This is a genomic window from Fodinicola acaciae, from assembly GCF_010993745.1.
In the GTDB taxonomy this organism is placed as follows: Bacteria; Actinomycetota; Actinomycetes; order Mycobacteriales; family HKI-0501; genus Fodinicola; species Fodinicola acaciae.
Window position 1 is genome coordinate 1,422,127 of the sequence record NZ_WOTN01000003.1, and the last position, 21,677, is coordinate 1,443,803.

A 21,677-nucleotide genomic window follows, 5' to 3' on the forward strand; every position below is an offset into this window, starting at 1 on the left:
CTTTTAGCGTTCCAATAGAATTGCGTACGCAGTTTTCGACTTCCGAAACGGAGAGCGTCTTTTGAAGCGCATACTTGTCGCGGCCGTGTCGGCCGCGCTGCTGGCACTGGCCGTGAACGCGCCAGCACCGGCCGCCGCGAACACCGCGAGATCGAAGGTGACCATTCCCGCCGACATGCAGGCCAGCTATCTGCTGTTCGACCGCCGCACCGACCGTACGGTCGTCAGCCACGACGCCGACAAACAATATCGGTCGGCGTCGGTGGTGAAGATCCTGCTCGCGCTGGACTACCTGTATCTCAAGGGATCGCTGGAAAACGTCCCGGCCGGCGACCTGGCGCGGCTGCGGTCGATGCTGCGCTCCAGCGACGACGCGGCGGCGAAGTACTTCTATCGCGGCGACGGCTACGAGGCGACCATCAACCGGATGGTCGCCAAGCTCGGCCTGCGGCACACCGAGCCGCCGCCGCTGCCGGAATGGCGCAACTACTGGGGCTACACCGCGCTCAGCGCGTCGGACATCCTGCGTACGTACCAGTATCTGCTCAACGACACGTCCGATCCGTTCGGCGCCTTCATCCTCGACAACCTCGGCCAGTCGACCCGCTGCGCCAAGGACGGCAGCGACCAGTATTTCGGCATCCCCAGCGCCGTACCAGCGCCGTTCCGGATCAAGCAGGGCTGGTCGGCTTTCGGTGACGTGATCCCGACGCCAGCCTGTCCCGGCACGCCACCGCAGACGCGCAAGGCGCAGATCGACTCCGGTGAGGAGGCGCCCAACCCGGCCGCGGCGCCGAGCAGCGTCGACCTGACCAGCCACCTGCTGCACACCACCGGCCTGGTCGACCACGACAGCAGGATCCTGATCGTGCTGAGCCTCTATCCGACCACGATCGACTGGGACCACGCGGCCGCCAAGATCACCGACGTGACGCGCCAGGTGTACGCCGCCGGCTGCTGATCAGGACGCCAGCGCGGGCCGGCCGGGCAGCACGATGCGATGGCCGGCCTGCTCGACTTTCGCCTGCAGATAACGGATGTTGGCGTTGCTGGCGAAGACGCCGGTGGGGATCCGCTCACGCACGCCGATGCCGTAGGCGAGCAGCTGCTCGGCCTTGTCCGGGTTGTTGGACAGCAGATCGACCGTCTCGACCTCCAGCGCCGCCAGCATCTCGGCCGCCGGCCGGTAGTCGCGGCCGTCCTCCGGCAGGCCGAGCGCGGTGTTGGCGGCGTACGTGTCCAGGCCGCCGTCCTGCAGCGCGTACGCGTCGAGCTTGTTGTAGAGGCCGATGCCGCGGCCCTCCTGGCGCAGGTAGAGCAGATAGCCGCCGGCCGCCGCGATCCGCTCGACCGCCTCGCGCAGCTGCGGACCGCAGTCGCACCGCGCCGACCCGAAAACGTCGCCGGTGAGGCACTCGGAATGCAACCGTACGAGCGGCACCTCGGCCGGCTCGCCGAGCCGCAGCGCGAGATGCTCCAGACCGTCGGTCAGGCCGTGGAAGGTGACGGCCTCGGCCTCGACGGCGTACCCGTCGGCGAACCGGAGCGGGATGCGCACCTTCGCGCGGACACTCGTCGTCATCTGTTCGGCCGCCTCTCGCGTCAAGATCAGATCCCCAACCTACGTCGGTCGTCTGACACTTGAAGGCCGCGCGACGCGCCGGGCATTTCCGAGGTGGCCGTGATCACTGCGCGTCATATGCAAGGTTGACAACTCTTGCGTACGAACAGCCAGGTCACGACCCTGTGGACGACGGATGAGGCATACTTGTGGATGAATTCTGCGGCGTATGCGGCAAAATTGACAGACTGTCCGGGTCCGTGAAGGAGCTGAAAGCCATGGCATGGCCCGCTCACCACCCCGGGCAGCGGATGACTCTCGAGGAGTATTTCGCGCTCGATGGCGAGGAGTTCCGTCGCACCGAGTTGCAGGAAGGCACCCTCGTGATGTCGCCGAGTCCGGCCGACCCTCACCAGCATGCGAGCTACCAGCTCACCGAACAGCTGAGCAACCAGGCTCCGGCCGAATGGAAAACGCGCCAGGCGCTCGACGTGATCATCGACGCCGGCATGCTGGCGACCGTCCGCCAGCCGGATATCGTCGTCAGGCGTCGCGGCACTCCGAAGCGCGTCAAGGCCGCGGACGTCGTACTGGCCGTCGAGATCATCTCGCCGGGGTCGCGGAAGATCGATCTCGGCCGCAAGGTCGAGGAGTACGCCGATGCCGGCATCCCGCACTACTGGGTCGTCGACCTCGACCCGCCGGCGCCGTCGATCACCGTCTTCCACCTCGGCACCGACGGCTACGTCGAAGGCCCCGCGCCGACCGGTCAGCTCATCACGTCGGTGCCGTTCGACCTGGTGATCGACATCAATGCCCTCCTCGACGAGGACGACTAGCAGGCTAGGGCAGGACGCCGACGTTGAGCAGGCTGATGTCGCTGTACTGCGAGTGCAGCCGCGCGCCGGTCACCTTCGAGCCGACCAGATAGACGGCTTTGGCATAGCGCAACGGGATCGTGGCGGCCAGCCCCTGCACCTGCTCGTCGATCTTGGCCCAGGCGGCCTGCGCGGCGGCCGGATCCCTGATCTTGGCGGCAGCGGCGATCGCGTCGTTGACGGACTTGTCGTTGAGCTGGGCCAGGTTCTGGTTGCCGGAGGGTACGATCTGGCCGCCGTCGAACAGCGGCGGGATCACCGTCGACGCCGACGGCCAGTCCGGCGACCAACTCGCGTAGACGAGCTCGTTTTCCACGGTCGGCTTGCCGACGGTCGCGTAATACTGGTTGCGGGCGATCGGGTTGGGCTTCACATTGACGCCGACAGCGGAAAAACTCTCCTTCACCGCCGCGGCCGTACGGTCGCCGGACGGCGTTTTGATGTAGTCGAACGTAATGCTCTTCGGACAGGTCGGCGACTGCGCGATCAGCTGCTTCGCTTTCGCCGCGTCACCCTGCGGTTTGGTCAGCGAGCCGTACGGGTCGATCCTGCGATAGGCGGCCAGCGCGGGCGTGACCATCGTGGTCGCGTACGCACCGAACCGCGTGCCGCCGAGCCCGGTGAGATAAGTCTGTTTGTTCATCGCGTATTCGTACGCCTGCCGGCATTTGAGGTCCTTGACCTTGGCGGTGTTGATCGCGATGTAGTAGACGAAACCGTCGTAGCCGCTGACGACCCGCTTTTTCAGGTCGTCGCTGCCGAAAACCTGCGGCGCCTGCTGCACGGTCAGCTGCGTGTTGCCGAACGGGATCGCGCGCTGGTCGTCGTCGCGGTCGGCGATCAGCCGGTCGACGATCACCGACGCGTCCAGGCCGAGCTCGAAGTCGATCCGGTCCGGCAGGTTTTTCCTTATCCTGTCCTGGCTCTGGTCCCAGAACTGGTTGCGCACCAGCACCACACGCTTGTCGGCGACGTGCTGCTGGAACTTGTACGGACCATACGAGAACGGCATCTGGTCGTATTGCTGCTTGGTGTCCTTGTCCTTGCGTACGGCCGCGAAAATGCCGAGCGTCACCGCGTAGTTGAACTCCGGCACCGGCTGGCGCAACTTGTAGGTGATCGTGTCGCCGGCGCAGCTCACCGACGGCAGGCCGGCCGGCTGCTGGTATGCGCCTTTGTAGGTGTCACCGCCCTGCAGATACTGCTTCTGGTAGAGCGGCCCGTCGGTCAGCTCGGCGGCGAACGAGCGTTCCACGCCATACTTGAAATCCGCGCAGGTGACCGGCCGGCCATCCTGCCATGTCAGGTTTTTCCGTACGGTGAAGCTCCACTGGGTGAAATCGGCGTTCGGACGGCCGGTGTCGGTGGCCGCGTCCGCACCGATCTTCGTGCCGTCGACGCCGGCGGCGTTCACGTACGAGGTGAGCGTCGGAGCGTAGAGGACAGCCAGATGTTCTTCCGGCGTCACGTAGATCCGGGCCGGGTCGTAGTGCTCGAAATCGGCCTGGCCGAGCAGGTGCAGTGTGCCGCCGCGCTGTCCCGGCAGCGCGATCGAGCTGCTGGTGCCGCCAGCCGTACACGCGGCGGCCATCGAGGTGGCGACAAGTCCGGCGGCGAGAATACGCGCCGTTTTCTGCCAGCTCACGATGCCTGCCCCTTGTCGTCCGGTTTCCCCCGACCGTAGCGGTCCCGGTCGCCGGCGTGGTCCGCATTCGCGGAATCGTGATCTTCACCGCGACCGGTCAACGGCCAGCTCGCGAGCACGGTGTAGTGCGACGAACCCCGGTCGCCGGCGCCGAGTTCGCTGGAGAAAAGCTGGAGCTCGTCGACCGTCCACGATGGACCGCGATAGCCGCGTAGGAGATCCAGCGCCGGCCGTGCGTCGCGTACGTCCCGGGCGAGCGTGAGGTGGCCGTTGTAGGGCCTGGTGTCCGGCTCGACGCCGAGCGCGTCGCCGGTGGCCTGCCGGACGGCCGTCGCGAGGCTGGTGAGCCGGTCGGTCTGGCCGGCCAGACCGGCCCACACGATCTTGCGCGGCCCGCTGCCGAAGGTGCCAGCGCCGGCGATCCGCAGCCGCGCCGGAGCCGCGCGCTCGGCGACCGCGGCGAGGCACGCGCGTACGACCGGCTGGCGCTGGTCGTCGACCTGGCCGAGGAACTCCAGCGTCACGTGCCAGCCGTCGACCGGCGTCGGCCGTCCGGACCGCAGCCGCCGCCGAGCGATGTCCCAGCGCGCCGCCAACCCGTCGAGCGCCGCCGTCGCCGGCGTCACCGCCACGAACATCCGCGTCATGAAACTCGATGGTCGCATGGCCACCATGCGTGCGTTGGACGCACGCATGGTGGCCATGCGACCGAAGACGTCAGCAGGGGTGGTGGCGGGGGGTGGGGAGGGCGAGCACCAGGCCGGCGCGCTCCAGCTCGGCCTCCACCCGGATGCGCTCGACCGAGTGCGCGAAGCCGTGCACGGCGCACAGCTCCTCGTCGATGCCGAGCGTCGCGCAGGCGTCCGAGAGCGTCCGGTCGTACGCCAGCTGGATGCCGTGATAACGCGCGGCGGACAGGTGCCGTGGATCCTCAAGCATCCCCCGCAACCGGCGCAGAGTCGCAGCCGTGCACTCCAGCGGTGGCGAGACCGGCTGCGGGCCGTGCCGCCACAGCCGCCAGTGCTCACCGAACCAGGCGCCGACCTGGCCGATGTCGAGGAACATGCGTACCAACAACGCGGGCACCGTACACGTCACGAGAAGCAGGACAAGGTCGGCCGCTACCAGGAGGCCGTTCATGCTCTCCAACGGTATTCCTGTCCGCCGACCGGAACAAGGCAATATACGGCTCAGGAATCCTTGGTCTGACCTGCGGATACGGAGTCAGGCTCCGGTTGCTTGGAGCGCGCGATCACCCGCGAGTGCGAGCCGGGCGCCGGCGCCGGTTTGACACCGGGCACCGCCTCCAGCGGGCCCTCGGCGCGGCTGGCCGTCTCCAGGTCGTCGGCGCTGCGTCCAGGAGCGATGCTGCGCGAGCCGTCGGTCACCAGCCGGACCCGTGGCAGCCGGCCGGATTCCCACTGCACGCGGGTGCCGTGCCGGTAAGCGCGCATCGCGGCGAGTACGCCGGCGGCAAGCAACACCGACACGCCACCGACGACGAAGCCGGCGCGTACGCCCCACCACTGACAGATGGCGCCGATGACGATCGCGCCCAGCGGCGTGCCACCGAAGAACAGCACCATGTAGAGCGCCATCACGCGGCCGCGCAGATGCGGTGCCGCGCCGAGCTGGACACGCGCGTTTGCGGCGGTGTTGCAGGCGATCAGGAATCCACCGGTCGGTACGAGCACGAGGCCGGCGATCCAGAACCACGGCGCCGCGGCGACGGTGATCTCCAGAATTCCGAATATCGCGGCGAAGGCCAGCAGCGCCGAGGCTGGTGGACGTACGCGCCGGCGGCTGCCGACCAACGCGCCGCACAGCGCACCGGCGGCGAAACAGGTCGACAGCAGGCCGAAACTCGCCGCGCCGACGCCGAAATCGGCGCGCGCCAGCAGCGGAATGGTGAAGTTGAAGTTCATCCCGAGCGTGCCGACCACGGCCATCAGCGCGAACACCATCAGCAGGTCGGGCCGCGAGCGCACGTATCCGAACGCCTCGCGCAGCTGGCCGCCGGCGCGCGACAACCGCTTGGTGCGGTGCAACTTCGCTGGATCCATCCGGAAAAGCGAGGCGAGCACGGCGATGTAGGTCAGCGAGTTGAGCAGGAACGCCGGACCGACGCCGACCGCGGCGATCACCAGGCCGCCGACCGCCGGACCGAGAATGCGCGCGGTGTTGAAGGTGGCCGAATTCAGCGAGACCGCGTTGGGCAGCAGGTCGTTGCCGACCAGCTCGGTCACGAACGCCTGCCGGCCGGGATTGTCGAAGGCCTGCGCGGTCCCCAGCGCGGCCGCGAAGACGAACACGTGCCACACCTGCGCGTGGCCGCTGACCACCAGAACTCCCATACCCAGAGCCAAAAACCCGATGACGGTCTGGGTGACCATGAGCATCTTGCGCTTGTCGAAGCGGTCGGCGATCAGCCCGCCGTAGAGCATCAGCAACATCATCGGCGCGAACTGCAGCGCGGTGACCAGGCCGATCGCGGTGGCCGAATTGTGGGTCAGCTGCAGCACCAGCCAGTCCTGCGCGGTGGTCTGCATCCACGAGCCGGTGAGCGAGACGATCTGGCCCGACACGAACAATCTGTAGTTGCGTACCCGTAACGAACGGGTCATGTCCCCGAGTGCGTGTAATCGTCCCTTGCTATTCACGATGTCTCGGAGGAAGTCGGCATGATAATTAGCCTAGCTCAACAATCGGCCGAGTGACTTTTCCGACACACGTGAGCTAGGACACGGTGGCCATTGCGGGCCAGAAACCTAGGAAAACTCAGCCAATTCCGAGAAGCTTCTCGATCGGCGTGATGGCGAAATAGACCACGAACAGCGCCGCGACGACCCACATGAGCGGATGCACCTCGCGAGCGCGGCCCTGCGCGGCGCGGATCACCGCGTACGAGATCAGGCCGGCGCCGATGCCGACGGTGATGCTGTAGGTGAACGGCATCAGCACCACGGTAAGGAAAGCCGGGATGGCGACGCCGTAATCCGACCAGTTGATGTCGCGGATCTGAGTCATCATCAGAAAACCGACGACGACCAGCGCCGGCGTCGCCGCCTCGAACGGCACGATCGCCACCAGCGGCGTGAGAAACATGGCCACCAGGAACAACAATCCGGTGACCACGTTGGCGAACCCGGTGCGCGCGCCCTCGCCGACACCGGCGGCCGACTCGACGTAGACGGTCGTGCTGGAGACGCTGCCGACACCGCCGGCGGCGGCCGCCGCGGCGTCGACCAGCAGTACGCGGTCGAAGCCGGGCAGGTCGCCCTTGGCGTCGAGCAGGTTTCCCTCCTTGCTGATGCCGACGATCGTCCCCATCGAGTCGAAGAAATCGCTGAGCGCCAAGGTGAAAACGAACAGCAGCGCGGTGACCACGCCGACCCGCGACCAGGAGCCGAGCAGGTTGAACTGGCCGACCAGCGACAGGTTGGGGATCTGCAGGAGGCGGTCCGGCAGCTCCGGTACGACCAGCTGCCAGCCGGTCGGGTTGGTGACCTTGCCGGCCGTACTCGCCGGACCGACCTTGGCGACCGCCTCGACGACGATCGCCAGCACCGTGCTCACCGCGATGCCGATCAGGATTCCGCCCTTGACCTTGCGCGCGACCAGGACGGCGGTCAGGATCAGGCCGACCACGAAAACCAGCGTCGGCCAGCCGTTGAGATGGCCGCCGGCGCCGAGCTCGATCGGCGTACCGCCGGCCGACTTGCGCACGAAACCGGCATCGACGAATCCGATCAGTGCGATGAAAAGTCCGATGCCGACAGCGATCGCGGTCTTCAGATCAGCTGGCAACGCGTTGAAAATGGCGCGCCGCAGACCGACCAGCACCATGACGACGATGATCAGGCCTTCGATGACCACCAGCCCCATGGCGTCGGCCCAGGTCATCTCCGCCGCGATCCCGAAGGCCACGAAGGCGTTGAGGCCCAGACCGGTGGCGACCGCGAACGGGTATTTTCCGATCACTCCCATGGCGAGCGTGACGATGCCGGCGACCAGCGCGGTCGCGGCGGCGACCAACGGGATCGCGTCGGCCGGTGAGGCGACGCCGCCGATGAACTTCTTGTCGGCGTCGGTGACCGTACCGATGATCAACGGGTTGAGCACGACAATGTAGGACATGGTGAAAAACGTGACGATTCCGCCGCGTATTTCCTGCAGCCAGCTGGATCCACGCGCGGTGACGGCGAAATAACGGTCCAGCGGCGCGAGAAATCCGCGTCCGGCCTTACCTGTCCTGGCTGTCATGCCGGCTCCTCGAGATCGGTGGCCTGAAGCAGCCTGCCAGATCCGCGCCGCGCCGCGACGACGACGCCGGCCGGACACGCCGTGCTCCGCGACTCGCCGGTCTTGATCGAACCGGAGGGTGCCTCAAGTGGCGGAGACACGCTGTCACAAATAGCCTGCGGCCTACCGACACCAATCGGAGGGGGTACGACATGTCGTACAACGACGAACGTGATGGTGAACAGGGAGGGTACGGCGGCAACGGCGGCGGCTCCGGAGCGGACTCCGGCGGCTACGGCGGTGGCTCCGACCGTGACTCCGGCGGGGGCTACGGCGGCGGAGACGACCGCGGCGGTGACTCCGGTGGCTTCGGAGGCGGTGACGATCGCGGCGGCTCCGGTGGTTTCGGCGGCGGCGACGATCGCGGCGACTCCGGCGGCGGCTACGGCGGCGGAGACAACGATCGCGGCGGTGACCGTGGCGGCGACGGCGGAGGCTTCGGCGGAGGCGACTCCGGCGGAGGTTACGGCGGCGACAATGATCGCGGCGGTGACTCCGGCGGCGGCTATGGCGGTGGCAACGACTCGGGTGGCGGCTATGGCGGCGACTCCGACCGTGACTCCGGCGGCTCCGGCGGCGGCTATGGCGGCGGTGGCGAGTACGGCGGCGACAACCGCTAACCACCGGTAGACCACACCGAGGGTGACGTTTTGACGGCGTACGATCGCGTACCGGCCGGCAAAACGTCACCCTCGTCGTGGTTGTTAGGGTCTGCCGCATGGTGGTGGCGGAGGCCGACAGCGTGGCCGAGGTGTCCGAGGAACCAGCGGCCGAGCGCCTTCTCGCGCGCCTGCACCGGTGGCTGAACCTCGCGTACTGGATCGTCGCGGCCGTCGCCATCGCGCTTGTGACGGCACAGGCGTATTCCTCTGTCCTCTACAACGCTTCGCTGCGATACGACGAGATCAACGTCGTCGTCAGCATCATCGAGCGGTCGTACGCGCAACTGCATCCGCCGCTGGACTATCTGCAGTCGGCGCCGATCGGCTGGCTGTGGCTGGAAAAACTCGGCGTCGACCTGTTTGGCAACACCGAGATCGTGCTGCGTTTCCCGTCGGTGATCGCGACGGCCGGCGCGCTCACCCTGACCGCCTTCCTGGCACGGCGGATGCTGCCGCCGCTCGGCGCGCTGCTCACGATCCTGTTCGTGGCGACCAACTACTACGTCGCCTACTACGCGTACGACGCGAAGCCGTACGCGCTGGACATGGTGTGCTCGGTGGCGCTGGTGCTCTCGGCGCTGGCCGCGCGGCGACGTGCGATGACCTTCTGGATCGTCGCCACCGTCACCTCTTTTTTCAGCTATCCGGCGGTTTTCTGCGCCGCGGCGCTCGCGCTCGTGCTCGGTGTCGAGCGGTTGCTGCGAGCCGGTGGCTGGCGCCCGGCGATCCGCGCCGGCCTGCTTTTCAGCGCCGGCGCCATTCCGTGGCTGGCGATGGTCGCGTTCGTCTACGTCTTCTCGCTGCGGTCGACCGCCGGCAACGACTTTCTTTACGCGTACTTCGCGCGTTCTTTCCCCGGTGCTGGCATCGGTGGCCGGCTGGGGTGGCTGGCGACCGCGCTGTTCACCTTCGGCGGCACGGCGTTGACGCCCGGCGCGGCCTGGCTCGCGTCGCTGGTCCTGGTCGGCGCGGTCGTACTCGTCATCCGGCGGCGGTGGGACGCGGCGTTGCTGATCGCGCCGGTCGCGATCGGCTTCGTACTCGCCGGCCTGCGGATCTATCCGATGGCCGACCGGCTGTCGATGTATGCCGTGCCGGTGGCCGCGGTGCTGCTCTTCGGCTTTACCGACGTGCCGCGCGCGGCGGTCGCCCGGCTGCTGCGCCGCCAGTGGTCGCCGTGGCCGGTCGTCGCCTGCCTGCTCGCGCTCGTACTGGCCGCGCCGGCGGTGTGGCGGGTCGAGGGTCAGGTGGCCGGCTACTATCGCGAGCAGAGCGCCGACTCGTTGCGTACGTGGACGCAGACCCGGCAGCTGTTCGTCTACCTCAAGCAGCAACTGCGGCCCGGCGACGTGCTGCTGGCCAGTCCGACCGACGAGGTCGCCTTCCGTTATTACGGCAAGCGCGTCGGCCTGCCGGCGCCGACCAGCTATGTGTTGCTGCAGGAGCCGGGGCCGGCCTGCGGCGGCGCGGAGATCCGGCCGCTGGTCGCGGCGGCGTCGCGGATCTGGATGATCACCAGCTTCGGCAACAACGTCACGCCGTACGCACGGCTGGAGAAGGTGCTCGGCGCCTTCGGGCCGGTCGCCGCGTCACTGCACCTCGCGCACGGCCGGCTGGACGCTTACCGGGTCGTCAACCGGCAGGGGCCGGACGTACGCGACCCGGCGCTGGCGGCGGCGACGCGGGGGCTGACCTGCCTCAAGCCGATGCGGCCGCCGTTCCCGTTCCCTCCGCCCCGCTGAGGGTCTCCCGCACGCTGGCGGCGGCGGGCGAATGCACGCAGGGTGGCACTGCGGCCAATCCGGCCGCACGCAAGGACTCCCTACGCGCACTGGCCGCGGCCGCGCCGCGGCCAAGATCAATTTCGAACTTGGGTAAGTAGCCACGCGAACCCACCCCCCGCCCGATCTGGGTGGGGGCCCAGATTGGCAGGTGGGTATGACAGTTTCTCGCCGTAGCGGGTAGTTCGTGGCTCAGTGGAAGGTCTCGGCGGATACGCGGTAGAGCCTGGACTTGTCCGGGCCAGTGCCGGCCGGCGCGCCGAGGGCGGCTGGCGGCGGGCCGTCGACAGTCCCCCACAGGACCCACTTCACGTGGTATTTCGCGATCACCGCCGACCGCTGCGCGGCTGAGGCCGACGCGGAGAAGAAGCGCGCGACGGCGGCCCGGCGTACGGCGTCGTCAGGAGTGAACGCGTCGGGGTATGGCGACACGACGAGGATGGCGCCGTTCGCCAGCGCTGGTACGGCGATCCGCCACTGGCTGGCGAGCACCACGTCGCCTTCGCCGAAAGCGCGGTCCAGATAGCCAAACTGCGACACGTCCGGTACGCGCTGCGCGCCCTGCCGGACGAAGCCGGGCAGTTTGCCGCGCGACACGGCCTGCACGAGTCCGTCGCCGGAGCCGGCGAAGCCGATGCAGCAGCCGAACGTCAGCACCGCCATGGCGACCCCGGCGACCGGCACCGGCAGCAGCCGGCCAGGCAACGGAAAACCCGACACGGCGAGCCAGTCGGCGATCTCCAGCGCCGCGCCGACATGAGCACACACGGCGACCAGCGTGATGATCCGGCCAAACGCGAACTGTCCGGTGAGCCCGCCAGCCAGGTAGATCGCCACCGCCACCAGGAAACCCAGCGCGAAAGGGTCAAGCCGGTCACGCCACCAGCGCCGCGCCAGCAGCGGCGCGCACAGCAGGATCAGCCAGCCGCGGCTCACCGTCGCCACGTACAACTGCTGGTGCACCAGCGAGTACGCCGGCCCGGCGTTGCTGAGCTTCAAAACCGAATAATACGGCCAAAGCAGCGTGAGCACACCGGCGACCACAACGCCACCGGCCAACAGACCGGCGACCTTCCAGTCGAGCTTTTTCCGATGCTGCAACAGGATCAGCAGCAAGCCGATCGCGTCGCAGGCGGCACTGAACGCGTGCACCGTGGCGATCATGACGGTGATGACGACGAGCAGACCGAGCAGCCACCAGCTCCGCTTACGCAGGAAATGCAGGAACACGGCCCAGTGCAACAAAAGCAGCGCGAGGCCGGTCGTACTTGGATAGGGCAGCACGAAACCGAGCGAGTTCATCGCCAGCACGCCACTGAAAATCCAGGTGCGCGACCCCCACAGCAGCATCGTGAAGATCAGCGCGAGCGGCGCGGCCAGCGGCTGCCTGGTGATCGCGCGGCACAGCAACACGAACCCGGCCACCAGCAGCACGGTGTTGAGCACGGCCCACATCGTCAGACCGTCATAGCCGCTGCCACCGACCAGCCGCACCAGCCAGCCGATCACCAGGCTGACCGGCGTGATGTACGGGCTTTCCTGCGGGCCGCCGATGATCGGCTCGTGCGGATGCAGCGGGTTGGCGGCGATGTCGCGTATCACCGCCGCGTGCAGGAACGCGTCGCCGGCCCACCGCCGCTGCAGCGTCTGGACGACCGCCGGCAGGAACAGCACGCCGGCCGCGACCCACGCGGCGATCGCCAGCCAACGCAGGCTCGCGGCCCGGGGCCGGCGCGTCTGCTCCGGCGGCTCGGACGATGCCGTCCTGACCGAACCGGCGACCATTGCCTGGCTACCTCACTTTCAGCCCTGCTTCCAGCGACAACGACAGATGTACGGCCGGCGACCAGGTGCCGGCCCGTGGCGGCCACCCGGCTAACATCGGCGGCCATGACCGCGACTGCGTCCGTGATGCTACCGAGAGCGCGGCGCCACTCCTTCCTTCGCACCGCCGTCACGCGTTCGCGGGCCGCCACCGAGCTGACCGTCGTCGGCATCGTGGCGACCGTCGTCAGCATCGCCTGGACGTGGCCGCTGGTGTTGTTCCTCGGCAGCCGGCTGCCGGCCCACCCCAACGACCCGACGCTGCTGTCCTGGTCGATGGCCTGGACCGCGCACGGCGTCTTCACCGGCAACGTCTTCGACGCCAACCAGTTCTATCCGTTCCCCGACACGCTCGCGCTCAGCGACTCGCTGCTCGGCTATCTGCCGCTCTCGTTGATCGGCAGCGGACCGGTGGCGGCGGTCGTACGGCACAACGTGCTCTACATCCTGGTGCCGGCGCTGTGCGCGGTCGGCGGGTACGCACTGGCGCGCCAGCTCGGTGCGCGGCTGCCGGCCGCCGCTTTCGTCGCCGTCGTCGTCACCTGGGCTCCGTGGCGCGTCGCGCAGGGCTCGCACCTGCACGTACTGTCCATCGAGGCGGCGCTGTTCGCGGTCGCCGCGCTGGTCCGCGGTCACGGTTTCAGCTTCACCAAGGGTTACCAGCCGGCCCTCGTACGGCCGAAGTGGATCGTGATCGGCTGGCTGATGGCCGCCTGGCAGACCACGATCGGCTGGACGATCGCGATGCCGATGGCCTGGATCCTGGCCATCCTGTGCGTGCTGACGGTGGTCTTCTGGCTGGTCGCCGGGCGCCCGGCGGTGCCGCGCCGGCTGGTGGTGGCCAACCTGGCCGGCGGCGCCGCCTTCGCGGTCGTCGCGGCGCTGATGGCCTGGCCGTACCTGCAGGCCACCAAGCTCTATCCGGACGGCCTCGCGACCCGGTTGCGCGAGCTGACCATCTACTCGCCGACCGTGCAGTCGTTCTTGGCCGCTCCGCCCAACTCCACGCTCTGGGCCCGGCCGACCGCACACTTCCGCGACCAGGTCTACGGCTCCGAGGAGATGTGGCTGTTTCCGGGCGTGATGATCGTGATCCTGGCGGCGATCGGCCTGGTCGTCAGCCGCTGGTCCGTACGCGCCCGGATCATGCTGGCGGCGGCGCTGATCGTCACCGTGGTCTTCACCATGGGTACGCGGATCGCCGACGGCAGGTTCACGTACATGGTGCTGGTCGACTATGTGCCTGGCGGCAACTACTCGCGGACGCCCGGACGGCTGATCATCTTCGCCGCGATCATCGCCGCGGTGCTGGCGGCCGGCGCGCTGAGCCGGCTGATGGACCTGGCGCAGGCCGGGCTCGGCGAGCGGCGGCGGCCGTGGGTCGTCGTGGCGGCGGCGCTGGTGTGCCTGGTCGCGCTGGCGGAGGGCCGATCGCACACGGTCACGACGCCGGTGACGTACGCGCCGCCGGCGTACGCGGCCGCGCAGGGTCCGACGCTGGTGTTGCCGAGCGGGTCGCAGACCGACACCACCGCGCTGCTCTGGTCGACCGATCGTTTTCTGCCGATGCGCAACGGTTACGGCGGCCAGACGCCGCAGGCGGTGAACGTCACGCGCGCGCTGATGCAGAAGTTTCCGGACGCGGCGTCCGTACGCGACCTGCAGTCGGCCGGCATCCGGTCGGTCGTCGTCGACCTGCGGCGGCTGGCCGGCACGCCGTACGCGGGTGTGCCGGGCCGGCCGGTGGCCGGGTTGCCGGTGACCAAACGGGTGATGGGTCCGTCGATCCTTTACCAGATCGCGCCGAGGTAGCCTTCAGGTTATGCCGCGCGAGCCCGCCGAGCGGGCCACCTATCCGGCTCGGCCCACCCCCGAGCCGCTCGCCGTGGACGCGGTGAAGGTGGTCGCCATCGGCATCGGCGGCTGGGTCGTCGCGTCGGCGGCGGTGGTCGTCTTCCTGCCGTGGCTGACCGCCAACGGTCACGGCGCGTGGCTGTGGACGTGCCTGTGGGGCCTCGGGATCGGCCTGGTCGGGTTGGCGCTGTGCTGGCGGCGGCGCAAGCGGCTCGGCGTACGCGCCGCCGCCCGCGACACCGCCGCGGCGCGGGAGGACGGCGAGGCCGACCGGGAACTGCAGCGCTGACCGGCTCGTGGCAGCATCAGGGCCCATGAGGATCCTCGCCAAGATCGTCGTCACCGCCATCGCGCTGTGGGCGACCACGATCCTGCCCGGCATCGAGCTGAGCGGGAGCAACATCTGGGCCAACATCGGCACGCTGCTGGTGGTGGCGATCATCTTCGGCGTCGTGAACGCCGTCATCAAGCCGGTGATCAAGACGCTCGGCTGCGCCTTCTATGTGCTGACGTTAGGCCTGATCGCGCTGGTCGTGAACGCGCTGCTGTTCCTGCTGGTCGGCTGGCTGGCCGGCCTGCTGCACCTGCCGTTCACCGTGACCGGCTTCTGGACCGCCCTGCTCGGCGCCGTCATCGTGGCGGTCGTCAGCTGGGTCCTGCACCTGGTCATCCCGGACAGCATCGACAAGGGCGACACGCACTAGGACCAGGGCCGGTGCGGCTGGGTCGCCTCGCGGCGATAGGCGCAACGCGGCTCCAGCCGAACGGTATTCCGCGAAGGCAGTTGTTCATTGCGGCCCGGGGACACCGAACCGCACCGGCTGCCTCATACAACGAGACCCCCACCCCGGAGATTCCCTCCCCGACCGCCGAATTTGTTAGCCACCCCACGTAGTCGCCGGTCCGACCCGAAACTGTCGTACCCAGCTGCCAATCTGGGCCCCCACCCAAATTGGGCGGGGGGTGGGTTAGAGGCCTTGCTTTCCATTTTTGTCGCGTAAGGCCTCTCGACCCACCCCCCGCCCGTCCTGGGTGGGGGCAATTTTTCGGGTTGGGTACGACAGTTTCGCGTCGTAGCAGGTATTCGGCGCGTACGCCCGAGCCGGCGCTGGTCGCATGGCCACCATGCGTGCGTCCAGCGCCAGGGACTTGGTGGTTGGCGTCACGATGCTCCACGTCGCTGCTCGGCGTCGCTGCTGCATCGCCAGTCGCATCAGTCACCTCCGTCACGGGCGGCGTGCGAAGTGATGCTGGCAGGGACGCCATACGTGCGTCAGACGTGAGTTTTAGCCTCTCGGTTGATGAGTGGTTCCGGGCCACTGGACGCCCGACGGCTGGCCTCCCCTGCTCCCAGAGCTGCCCATTCGGGTCATCGTCCGGCAGCGCAGCGACCGGGTGGTGTCCTTCCGGCCATCGGCTGCGCGGACCGGCTCGGAAGGTGTCATGGCGTCCCGGTACGTGGCGAAAGGATCCACTCAATGGGATCCACAGGCTCGTGTAACGCTAAATGTCCGCCTTGTGAGGTTTACCGGAGGCGTGAATGTCGAGTTACTGGCGCTAGATGCAAGAAACACGGCTTTCACGCCGACGTGACCACCAGCCCATGCGGTAGGTGTGACTGCTGAGGCCAGTATTGCCGTTGTGACTACTCGCCGAGCCGGGCTCAATGTCCGCGTGTGCCAATTGCCCGGGTTTGTTGCCTTGTTAACCACGTATTACCGGTCAGGCCGTCTCGCCTGCACGGTTGACCACAACAGTCACACCAGCACCGCCCCAGCCGCCACTGGACGCTCACAGACACTCCTGATCACCCCAGCACCCGACGCGCCCCACCCAAGAACCGCAAAACAGACACAGCCCCCAAAACGCCAGAGCCAAGAGCGGCAGAGGATTCCCGCGGCTCAGAGCTCGGACGCGAGCGTCACGTCCAGCAGCTCCGCGACCGTCTCCGGATCGGCGCCCCCGAGGATCGGATGGCGACCCTCCAGCGGATGCCACGGCTCGTCCAGCACCACCACGCGGTCGGCGGCGGCGACGGCGTCCGGCGCGACGCGTACGTGGTCGGGCGGGTCCACCTCGACGCCGCTCAGCGCCTCGGCCAACCGCGCGTAGAGCAGCGGCAACACGGCCGGATGCACCGACCGCGCCGGGTCCGCCAGCCGGCCGAGCAGGTCGACGGCCGACTCCGGGTCCTCCAGCACGTCCAGCAGGCCGGTACGGCAGCCGAGCGCGGCCAGGAACTCGTCGTCGAGCACGCCGGCGACCGCCTCGTCCACGTCGAACAGGCTCGGCGGACCGTCGTCGGCCGGCAGCTGCGGCACCTCGTCATACAGGCCGACCAGCTCGGCGGCGTCGGACAGCCGCAGATCCGCCGGCCGGTGGCCGCCCAGCAGCGGTCGCCGCGCGAACCACCAGCGCAGATACGGCTGCACCGGCACGATGCTGCCGTCGCGCAACTCCGCCGTGCAGCCGGCCGAGATCGCCGCGCGCGCGGCTCCGGCCGCCAGCAGCCGCAGCGCCTGCGGCCAGGCGTCGTCGCGTACCAGCTCCAGGTCGCGTACGGCGGTGAACCGCAGCAGCCGCACCGGCTCCTCGCCGAGCGCGTCGACCACCTCGTCGGCCCACTCCGAGACGCCGTCCAGCGCGAGCTCGTCCACCTCGGTCAGGTCGAGGTCGGCGTGGTCGATCACCGCGAAGGTCGCGAGCGTGCCGACGGCGGCCAGTACGTCGGCGCCGTAGTCCTCGACCAGCTGCCGGTCAGCGGTGCCAAACGGTACGTCGGCGCCGATCAGCCAGGCCAGCGGCGCGCCAGGCAGCAGCAGCTCGCCGGCCGGCCGCCAGTCGCCGTCCGCGTCCGGCAGGGCCAGCTCGGCCAGCCACGGCAGCTCACCGGGTTCGAGGTCGGTGGCCGCCACCAGGGCGAGCACGGCCTCGGCGACCGGCGCCGGGTCGTCGGAGTCGTACGAGTGCTCCACCGCCGCGCGTACGCGGTCGTCGGCCAACACGGACGCCGGCGACGCGTCTCTGGCGCCGAGCCGCAGCAGCAACGGATGCGCGGCCTCCGGATGGACGACACGCAGTCCGAGCGCGCCGACCAGGCCGGCCGGCAGGTCGTCGGACGGCAGCAGCGTGTCACGCGCGCCGGTGACCGTGCGCCCGTCGGCCAGCGGCACTCGCAGCGCGGCGACCGAGTCCAGCTCGGTGCGCGGATCGTCACGCAACACCGCATCGATCGCGTCGTAGAGCTCGTGCCACCAGGACGGCTCGCCGTCCGCGCCGGCCAGCGCGTCGACGACTTCGGCGACACCGAGTTTCCGTACGCCCAGAGACCTCAGCGCCGGTGCGGTCGCGGATGTCCACCAGCCGGCCGGAAGTACGCCGTCGAGCACCTCGGCCGCGATCGACACCAGCGGAGCGTCGACGGCGACGGCACGCGCCGGCGGCAGCCACTGGCCGTGCGTGTCCGGCAGCCAGACCGCGGCACGCAGCTGCCGGTCGAGCTCGTCGCGCAGCAGCGAGTCCACAGTGGACAGTGGTAGCTCGGCGCCGGGCAGCAACGCGAGCACGGCAGGATCGCCGCTGCAGCCGGAAACCAGGTCGGTGATCGCCTCAGCGGCCTGCTCGACCAGGTGCCGGGTGACCGCGGTGTCGGGTACGCGGCGCCGGTCCGGCGAGGTGGGGAACGTGCCGATCAGCCGGATCGGCACGCCGATCCGCTCGTCGGTCGGCGTCGGTGCGTACAAGAGCTGCGGCCTGGCCAGCGGCAGCGGACCGTCGCCGACCGGTATGGCCGCGGTGACCTGCCACGCCTGGCGCAGCCGCTCCTCGACCGGCCGGCCTTTCAGGAGCTCCACTGGCAAATCGCCGGTCGCCACCACGCATCGCCAGCGGGTCGTCGTGCCGTTGTCGGTGAGCGCGACCGTCTGCTCGTCGACCTCCGACCGCTCGATGACCCGGCCGTCGACGTCCACAGTGGACAGTCCAGGCAACGCGAGCAGCAGGCTTGGGTCGAAGTCGCGCAGCGTACGCTCGACCGCCGCGACGGCTTCGTCGTCGCGCAGCGGCAGCCGGATTTCGGTGTCAAAGCCGGCGATCGGCGCGTCGTCGACCGGCCAGGCGAGCCGCAGGACCGGCGCCCGGCCGTCGCGGCGGTCCAGCTCGCGGGCCGGTTCGCCGCCGAGCTCGCGTACGGCCTTGTCCGTGTCGGCAAGGGAAAACCGCAGGCCGCCGGCGGTGGACCGGATCTCCGGCTGGTCGCTGACCGCGAGCGTCGCGGCGAACCCGACACCGAACCGGCCGGTGCTGCGCTGTTCGTCGCGTTTTCCGGACGCGCGCAGCGATGTCAGGCTGTCGACTCCGGCGGCGTCCAGTGGCGCGCCGGTGTTGGCGGCGGACAGCGTACGGTTTTCCAGCGTGAGCCGGAGCTTTCCGGACTGTCCGGCGCGTACGGCCGCGTCACTGGCGTTTTGCGCGAGCTCGACCAGCAGTCGGTCGGCGTATCCACCGAGGACCAGATCCTCCTCGGCGTTGGCGTCCTCGCGGAAGCGGGTCGCCGACGACCCCCAGGCCGCCAGCACGGCGTCGCGCCGGCCGGCGGTGTCGAACGGGTCGCTCACCCGTGTCCGAACTCTTCGGTCTCGTCGCTGACCGAGCCGTCGGAGGTCGGGGCCTTCACCAGGTCGACGATGCTGTCGTCGAACGCGATCGGCGGCGCGCTCGTCGGTGTGGTGGCCTGCACCAGCGCCTCGGAGTGCGCGCCGCAGCCGTGGTCGACCGACACCGCGCGGCCGTCGTCCGGTGCGAACATGTTGCCGCAGACGCCGAACATCGACCGCAGCGAGCCGGCCAGCGGCAGGAAGAAGCCGCAGGTGCCGCAGTTGGCCGGCGCGTGCTCGGCGATCGGTGCGTGCGGGCCCGGCTCGGCGCTGTGCCAGCGCTCGGCGGCCTCCTCGCGGCCGAGCCGGCTCATCACCCGGACCCGGCCGACGCCGAGCTCGAACGCGTTGGGCTCGTCGGCGAAGTCGTCGGCCTCGGACTCGTATGAGGCATACGACGGCACCAGCCGGTCGTCGTCGGGGTCGGTCGGCACGATGTCGCCGACACCGAGGTCACCGGGCCGGATCCGCTCGCTCCACGGCAGCCACTCCGGCGCCAGGACCGACCTGTCGCCGGGCATCAGGACGACCTCGCACACCGTCGCCACCCTGGCTCGTGGCGCACGTGCCACGGTCACCGACCACTCCCAGCCGACGTAGCCGCGCTCCAGCGCGGCGAACCGGTGGGTCACCAACCGCTCGCCGTCGGGACGGACGCCGAGGTGGTCGCCGACCTCACCTCGCGCGGCGTCGACGGCGGCCGCTCGGGCCGCGTCGACCGCGTCGGCGCAGACCTTGTCGAGCTTCTTCGGAGCGAGGCGCACGGTAGCCATTGTCCGTCCATTGAACACCATCGGGTGGCACAGTTTTGGCCGCAGGGCCTCCCTATCGCCGGCCTCGGTGCGCCGGTCGGTAGCGTGACGCTCGTGCGTACGTTCCGGGTGGTGGCGGTCCTGCTGGTGCTGGCCGCCGGTCTGTCCGCGTGCCAGAAGCCGCTGCCGTACGCGCGACTGGTCAACGGGACCGCTTTCGCGAGCGTGCCGGCGAACGCTTACTGCTTCGACATCCAGACCACCAGGACGGCTTGCCGCACGACCGACGCGCTGCCGGGCCGGCTGACCGTACGCGCCGGCACCCCGGTCGGCATCGAGGTCCCCGCCGAGCTGCGCAACGTGCCGTGGGTCGTACGCCTGGTCGCGACCACGGCCGCCGGCAAGACGCAGGCGCAGACGACCCCGCCGCAGCTCGGCGCGTCGTACCTGTCGCTGACCCCGAGCTTCGGCGACAACCGCGCGCTGCTGCTCGACGTGGTCGCCCTCTCCGCCGCAGGCACCCAGACCGTCGTCGTCGGCCGCTGGTCCTTCCTCCTGCTCCGCGCCTGAACTACCCGCTACAGCGCGAAACTGTCGTACCCCCCTGCCAATCTTGGCCCCCACCCAGATCGGGTGGGGGGTGGGTCTGAGAGGTTTTTTAGACAAGAGAAAAACGACAAAAGCCTCATTTAGCGCATTCTGTCAGGTGTTCGATGCGGGGCGAGCGGTCGCAGGGAACCCTTACGTGCACAGACCTACCCATGCGCCGTCAGCGCGACGGCCTGGCTGTCGATCTTGTTTTTCTTGTCTACCCAAACCGGACATCGCGGCGAAATGTCGGTTTTGGGTAGACAAGAAAAACAAGATCAAACTCCGCCTGCATCATCCGGCACTCACTGCGCTCCGGTGCCGTGGCCAGCGGCGACAAAACCCCGGCGTTCACCGAGCGCCGCCACAAACGCGACAGGAAACGTCGACCGTCGCCCAAAAAGCGGCGCTGGCCGAGCGCCGCCCTTTCGGCGGCGGTCACCGCCGCACGCTCCTTGGCCGCGCGGTGCGAGCGGCGCGTCACGGTGTCCATGATCAACACCGCCGCGCCCGTCGACCGTGCGGGCCGACCAAGATCAACTTGCTACTTATCTAAGTTTCCACGCGAACCCACCCCCCACCCGATCTGGGTGGGGGCAATTTTTCGGGGTGGGTATGACAGTTTTGGCGACCTCTCGGCGTGTCGCGGGACGGCGGTCAGATCTCCAGTTCGCGCGCGACCGCGTGTACGACCTCGGCGATCGTCTTGGAGGTCTTCTTGTCCGGATAGCGGCCGCGCCGCAGGTCCGGCTGGACCTTGGCCTCCAGCAGCTTGATCATGTCCTCGACCATGCCGTGCAGCTCGTCGGCCGGCCGGCGGTTGGCGGCGGCCAGCGACGGCGCCTGCGCCAGGATGCGCACCGACAGCGCCTGCTCGCCGCGGCGGCCCTCGGCCACCCCGAACTCGACCCGCGTGCCGGGTTTCAGCTCCGTCGTCCCCGCCGGCAACGCACCTTTGTGCACGAAGACGTCGCCGCCGTCGTCGCGGGAGAGGAAGCCGAATCCCTTCTCCGCGTCAAACCACTTCACCCTGCCGGTGGGCACCGCTACCTCGCTGACCTCGGGTCGCCTTGGACCCCGAAACTGCCGATGGACACACAATGGACACACAATGGGCACCCGGATGGGCACCCGGCCTACCAGGCTAGCGGTGCGAGCCGGCAGAGCAAGCAAGT

At 69.0% G+C, this 21,677-nt stretch carries 19 protein-coding genes; 8 read left to right on the forward strand and 11 right to left on the reverse strand.

Annotated elements, in window-relative coordinates; all coding sequences use genetic code 11:
- The first annotated feature begins 61 nt into the window (after positions 1–61).
- Complete coding sequence (locus GNX95_RS32835) at positions 62–961, forward strand: serine hydrolase (protein ID WP_163511539.1); 900 nt, start codon at positions 62–64, stop codon at positions 959–961.
- Here the strand turns inward: GNX95_RS32835 and GNX95_RS32840 are convergent, their stop codons facing one another.
- Positions 962–1,582 carry a GTP cyclohydrolase II gene (locus tag GNX95_RS32840; RefSeq protein WP_163511540.1) on the reverse strand — a complete coding sequence of 207 codons (621 nt, stop codon included), beginning with the start codon at positions 1,580–1,582 and terminating at the stop codon, positions 962–964.
- Between the two features lie 257 nt (positions 1,583–1,839).
- On the opposite strand from GNX95_RS32840, the gene GNX95_RS32845 reads away from it, so the two are divergent.
- The gene (locus GNX95_RS32845) at positions 1,840–2,400 is read left to right on the forward strand and encodes a Uma2 family endonuclease (RefSeq protein ID WP_163511541.1); all 561 of its coding nucleotides are present in this window, start codon (positions 1,840–1,842) and stop codon (positions 2,398–2,400) included.
- 4 nt (positions 2,401–2,404) lie between these two features.
- Here the strand turns inward: GNX95_RS32845 and GNX95_RS32850 are convergent, their stop codons facing one another.
- From GNX95_RS32850 to GNX95_RS32870, 5 genes are all read right to left on the reverse strand, one after another.
- A complete protein-coding gene (locus GNX95_RS32850; protein ID WP_163511542.1) occupies positions 2,405–4,084 on the reverse strand; it encodes an ABC transporter substrate-binding protein in 1,680 nt (559 codons plus the stop codon).
- Positions 4,081–4,731, reverse strand: a complete 651-nt coding sequence (thpR, locus tag GNX95_RS32855) for an RNA 2',3'-cyclic phosphodiesterase (RefSeq protein ID WP_163511543.1) — start codon at positions 4,729–4,731, stop codon at positions 4,081–4,083. Before thpR ends, GNX95_RS32850 begins: the two co-directional genes overlap by 4 nt.
- Positions 4,732–4,801: 70 nt before the next feature.
- A complete protein-coding gene (locus tag GNX95_RS32860; RefSeq protein ID WP_163511544.1) occupies positions 4,802–5,224 on the reverse strand; it encodes a hypothetical protein in 423 nt (140 codons plus the stop codon).
- Between the two features lie 50 nt (positions 5,225–5,274).
- The gene (locus GNX95_RS32865; protein ID WP_163511545.1) at positions 5,275–6,708 is read right to left on the reverse strand and encodes an MFS transporter; all 1,434 of its coding nucleotides are present in this window, start codon (positions 6,706–6,708) and stop codon (positions 5,275–5,277) included.
- A gap of 154 nt (positions 6,709–6,862) precedes the next feature.
- Positions 6,863–8,347, reverse strand: coding sequence for an NCS2 family permease (locus GNX95_RS32870; protein ID WP_163511546.1), 1,485 nt, complete (start codon positions 8,345–8,347; stop codon positions 6,863–6,865).
- A 191-nt stretch (positions 8,348–8,538) separates the two neighbouring features.
- On the opposite strand from GNX95_RS32870, the gene GNX95_RS43920 reads away from it, so the two are divergent.
- Both GNX95_RS43920 and GNX95_RS32880 read left to right on the forward strand, forming a co-directional pair.
- Positions 8,539–9,006, forward strand: coding sequence for a hypothetical protein (locus tag GNX95_RS43920; RefSeq protein ID WP_163511547.1), 468 nt, complete (start codon positions 8,539–8,541; stop codon positions 9,004–9,006).
- Positions 9,007–9,104: 98 nt separating this feature from the next.
- On the forward strand, positions 9,105–10,790 hold the full coding sequence (locus tag GNX95_RS32880) for an ArnT family glycosyltransferase (RefSeq protein WP_163511548.1): 1,686 nt from the start codon (positions 9,105–9,107) through the stop codon (positions 10,788–10,790).
- Positions 10,791–11,021: 231 nt separating this feature from the next.
- Here GNX95_RS32880 and GNX95_RS32885 read toward each other — a convergent pair whose 3' ends face one another.
- A complete protein-coding gene (locus GNX95_RS32885; RefSeq protein WP_163511549.1) occupies positions 11,022–12,614 on the reverse strand; it encodes a glycosyltransferase family protein in 1,593 nt (530 codons plus the stop codon).
- Between the two features lie 105 nt (positions 12,615–12,719).
- On the opposite strand from GNX95_RS32885, the gene GNX95_RS32890 reads away from it, so the two are divergent.
- Genes GNX95_RS32890 through GNX95_RS32900 form a run of 3 tightly spaced genes read left to right on the forward strand, consistent with a single transcriptional unit; the run spans position 12,720 to position 15,211 of the window.
- Complete coding sequence (locus tag GNX95_RS32890; protein WP_163511550.1) at positions 12,720–14,465, forward strand: hypothetical protein; 1,746 nt, start codon at positions 12,720–12,722, stop codon at positions 14,463–14,465.
- Positions 14,466–14,475: 10 nt separating this feature from the next.
- The gene (locus GNX95_RS32895) at positions 14,476–14,796 is read left to right on the forward strand and encodes a DUF2530 domain-containing protein (protein ID WP_163511551.1); all 321 of its coding nucleotides are present in this window, start codon (positions 14,476–14,478) and stop codon (positions 14,794–14,796) included.
- 25 nt (positions 14,797–14,821) lie between these two features.
- A complete protein-coding gene (locus GNX95_RS32900; protein ID WP_163511552.1) occupies positions 14,822–15,211 on the forward strand; it encodes a phage holin family protein in 390 nt (129 codons plus the stop codon).
- A gap of 1,197 nt (positions 15,212–16,408) precedes the next feature.
- Here GNX95_RS32900 and GNX95_RS32905 read toward each other — a convergent pair.
- Both GNX95_RS32905 and GNX95_RS32910 read right to left on the reverse strand, forming a co-directional pair.
- A complete protein-coding gene (locus tag GNX95_RS32905) occupies positions 16,409–19,123 on the reverse strand; it encodes a sacsin N-terminal ATP-binding-like domain-containing protein (RefSeq protein WP_163511553.1) in 2,715 nt (904 codons plus the stop codon).
- Entirely contained in the window at positions 19,120–19,935 is an 816-nt protein-coding gene (locus GNX95_RS32910) for a DUF3027 domain-containing protein (protein ID WP_222854093.1), read from the reverse strand. Before GNX95_RS32910 ends, GNX95_RS32905 begins: the two co-directional genes overlap by 4 nt.
- A gap of 93 nt (positions 19,936–20,028) precedes the next feature.
- Here GNX95_RS32910 and GNX95_RS32915 point away from each other — a divergent pair, with 93 nt between their 5' ends.
- Positions 20,029–20,484 carry a hypothetical protein gene (locus GNX95_RS32915; protein WP_163511555.1) on the forward strand — a complete coding sequence of 152 codons (456 nt, stop codon included), beginning with the start codon at positions 20,029–20,031 and terminating at the stop codon, positions 20,482–20,484.
- A gap of 238 nt (positions 20,485–20,722) precedes the next feature.
- On the opposite strand, the gene GNX95_RS32920 is transcribed toward GNX95_RS32915, so the two are convergent.
- Together GNX95_RS32920 and GNX95_RS32925 are read right to left on the reverse strand one after the other, a co-directional pair.
- Positions 20,723–20,995, reverse strand: coding sequence for a hypothetical protein (locus GNX95_RS32920; RefSeq protein ID WP_163511556.1), 273 nt, complete (start codon positions 20,993–20,995; stop codon positions 20,723–20,725).
- 164 nt (positions 20,996–21,159) lie between these two features.
- Positions 21,160–21,546 carry a cold-shock protein gene (locus GNX95_RS32925; protein WP_163511557.1) on the reverse strand — a complete coding sequence of 129 codons (387 nt, stop codon included), beginning with the start codon at positions 21,544–21,546 and terminating at the stop codon, positions 21,160–21,162.
- Positions 21,547–21,677: the final 131 nt, after the last annotated feature.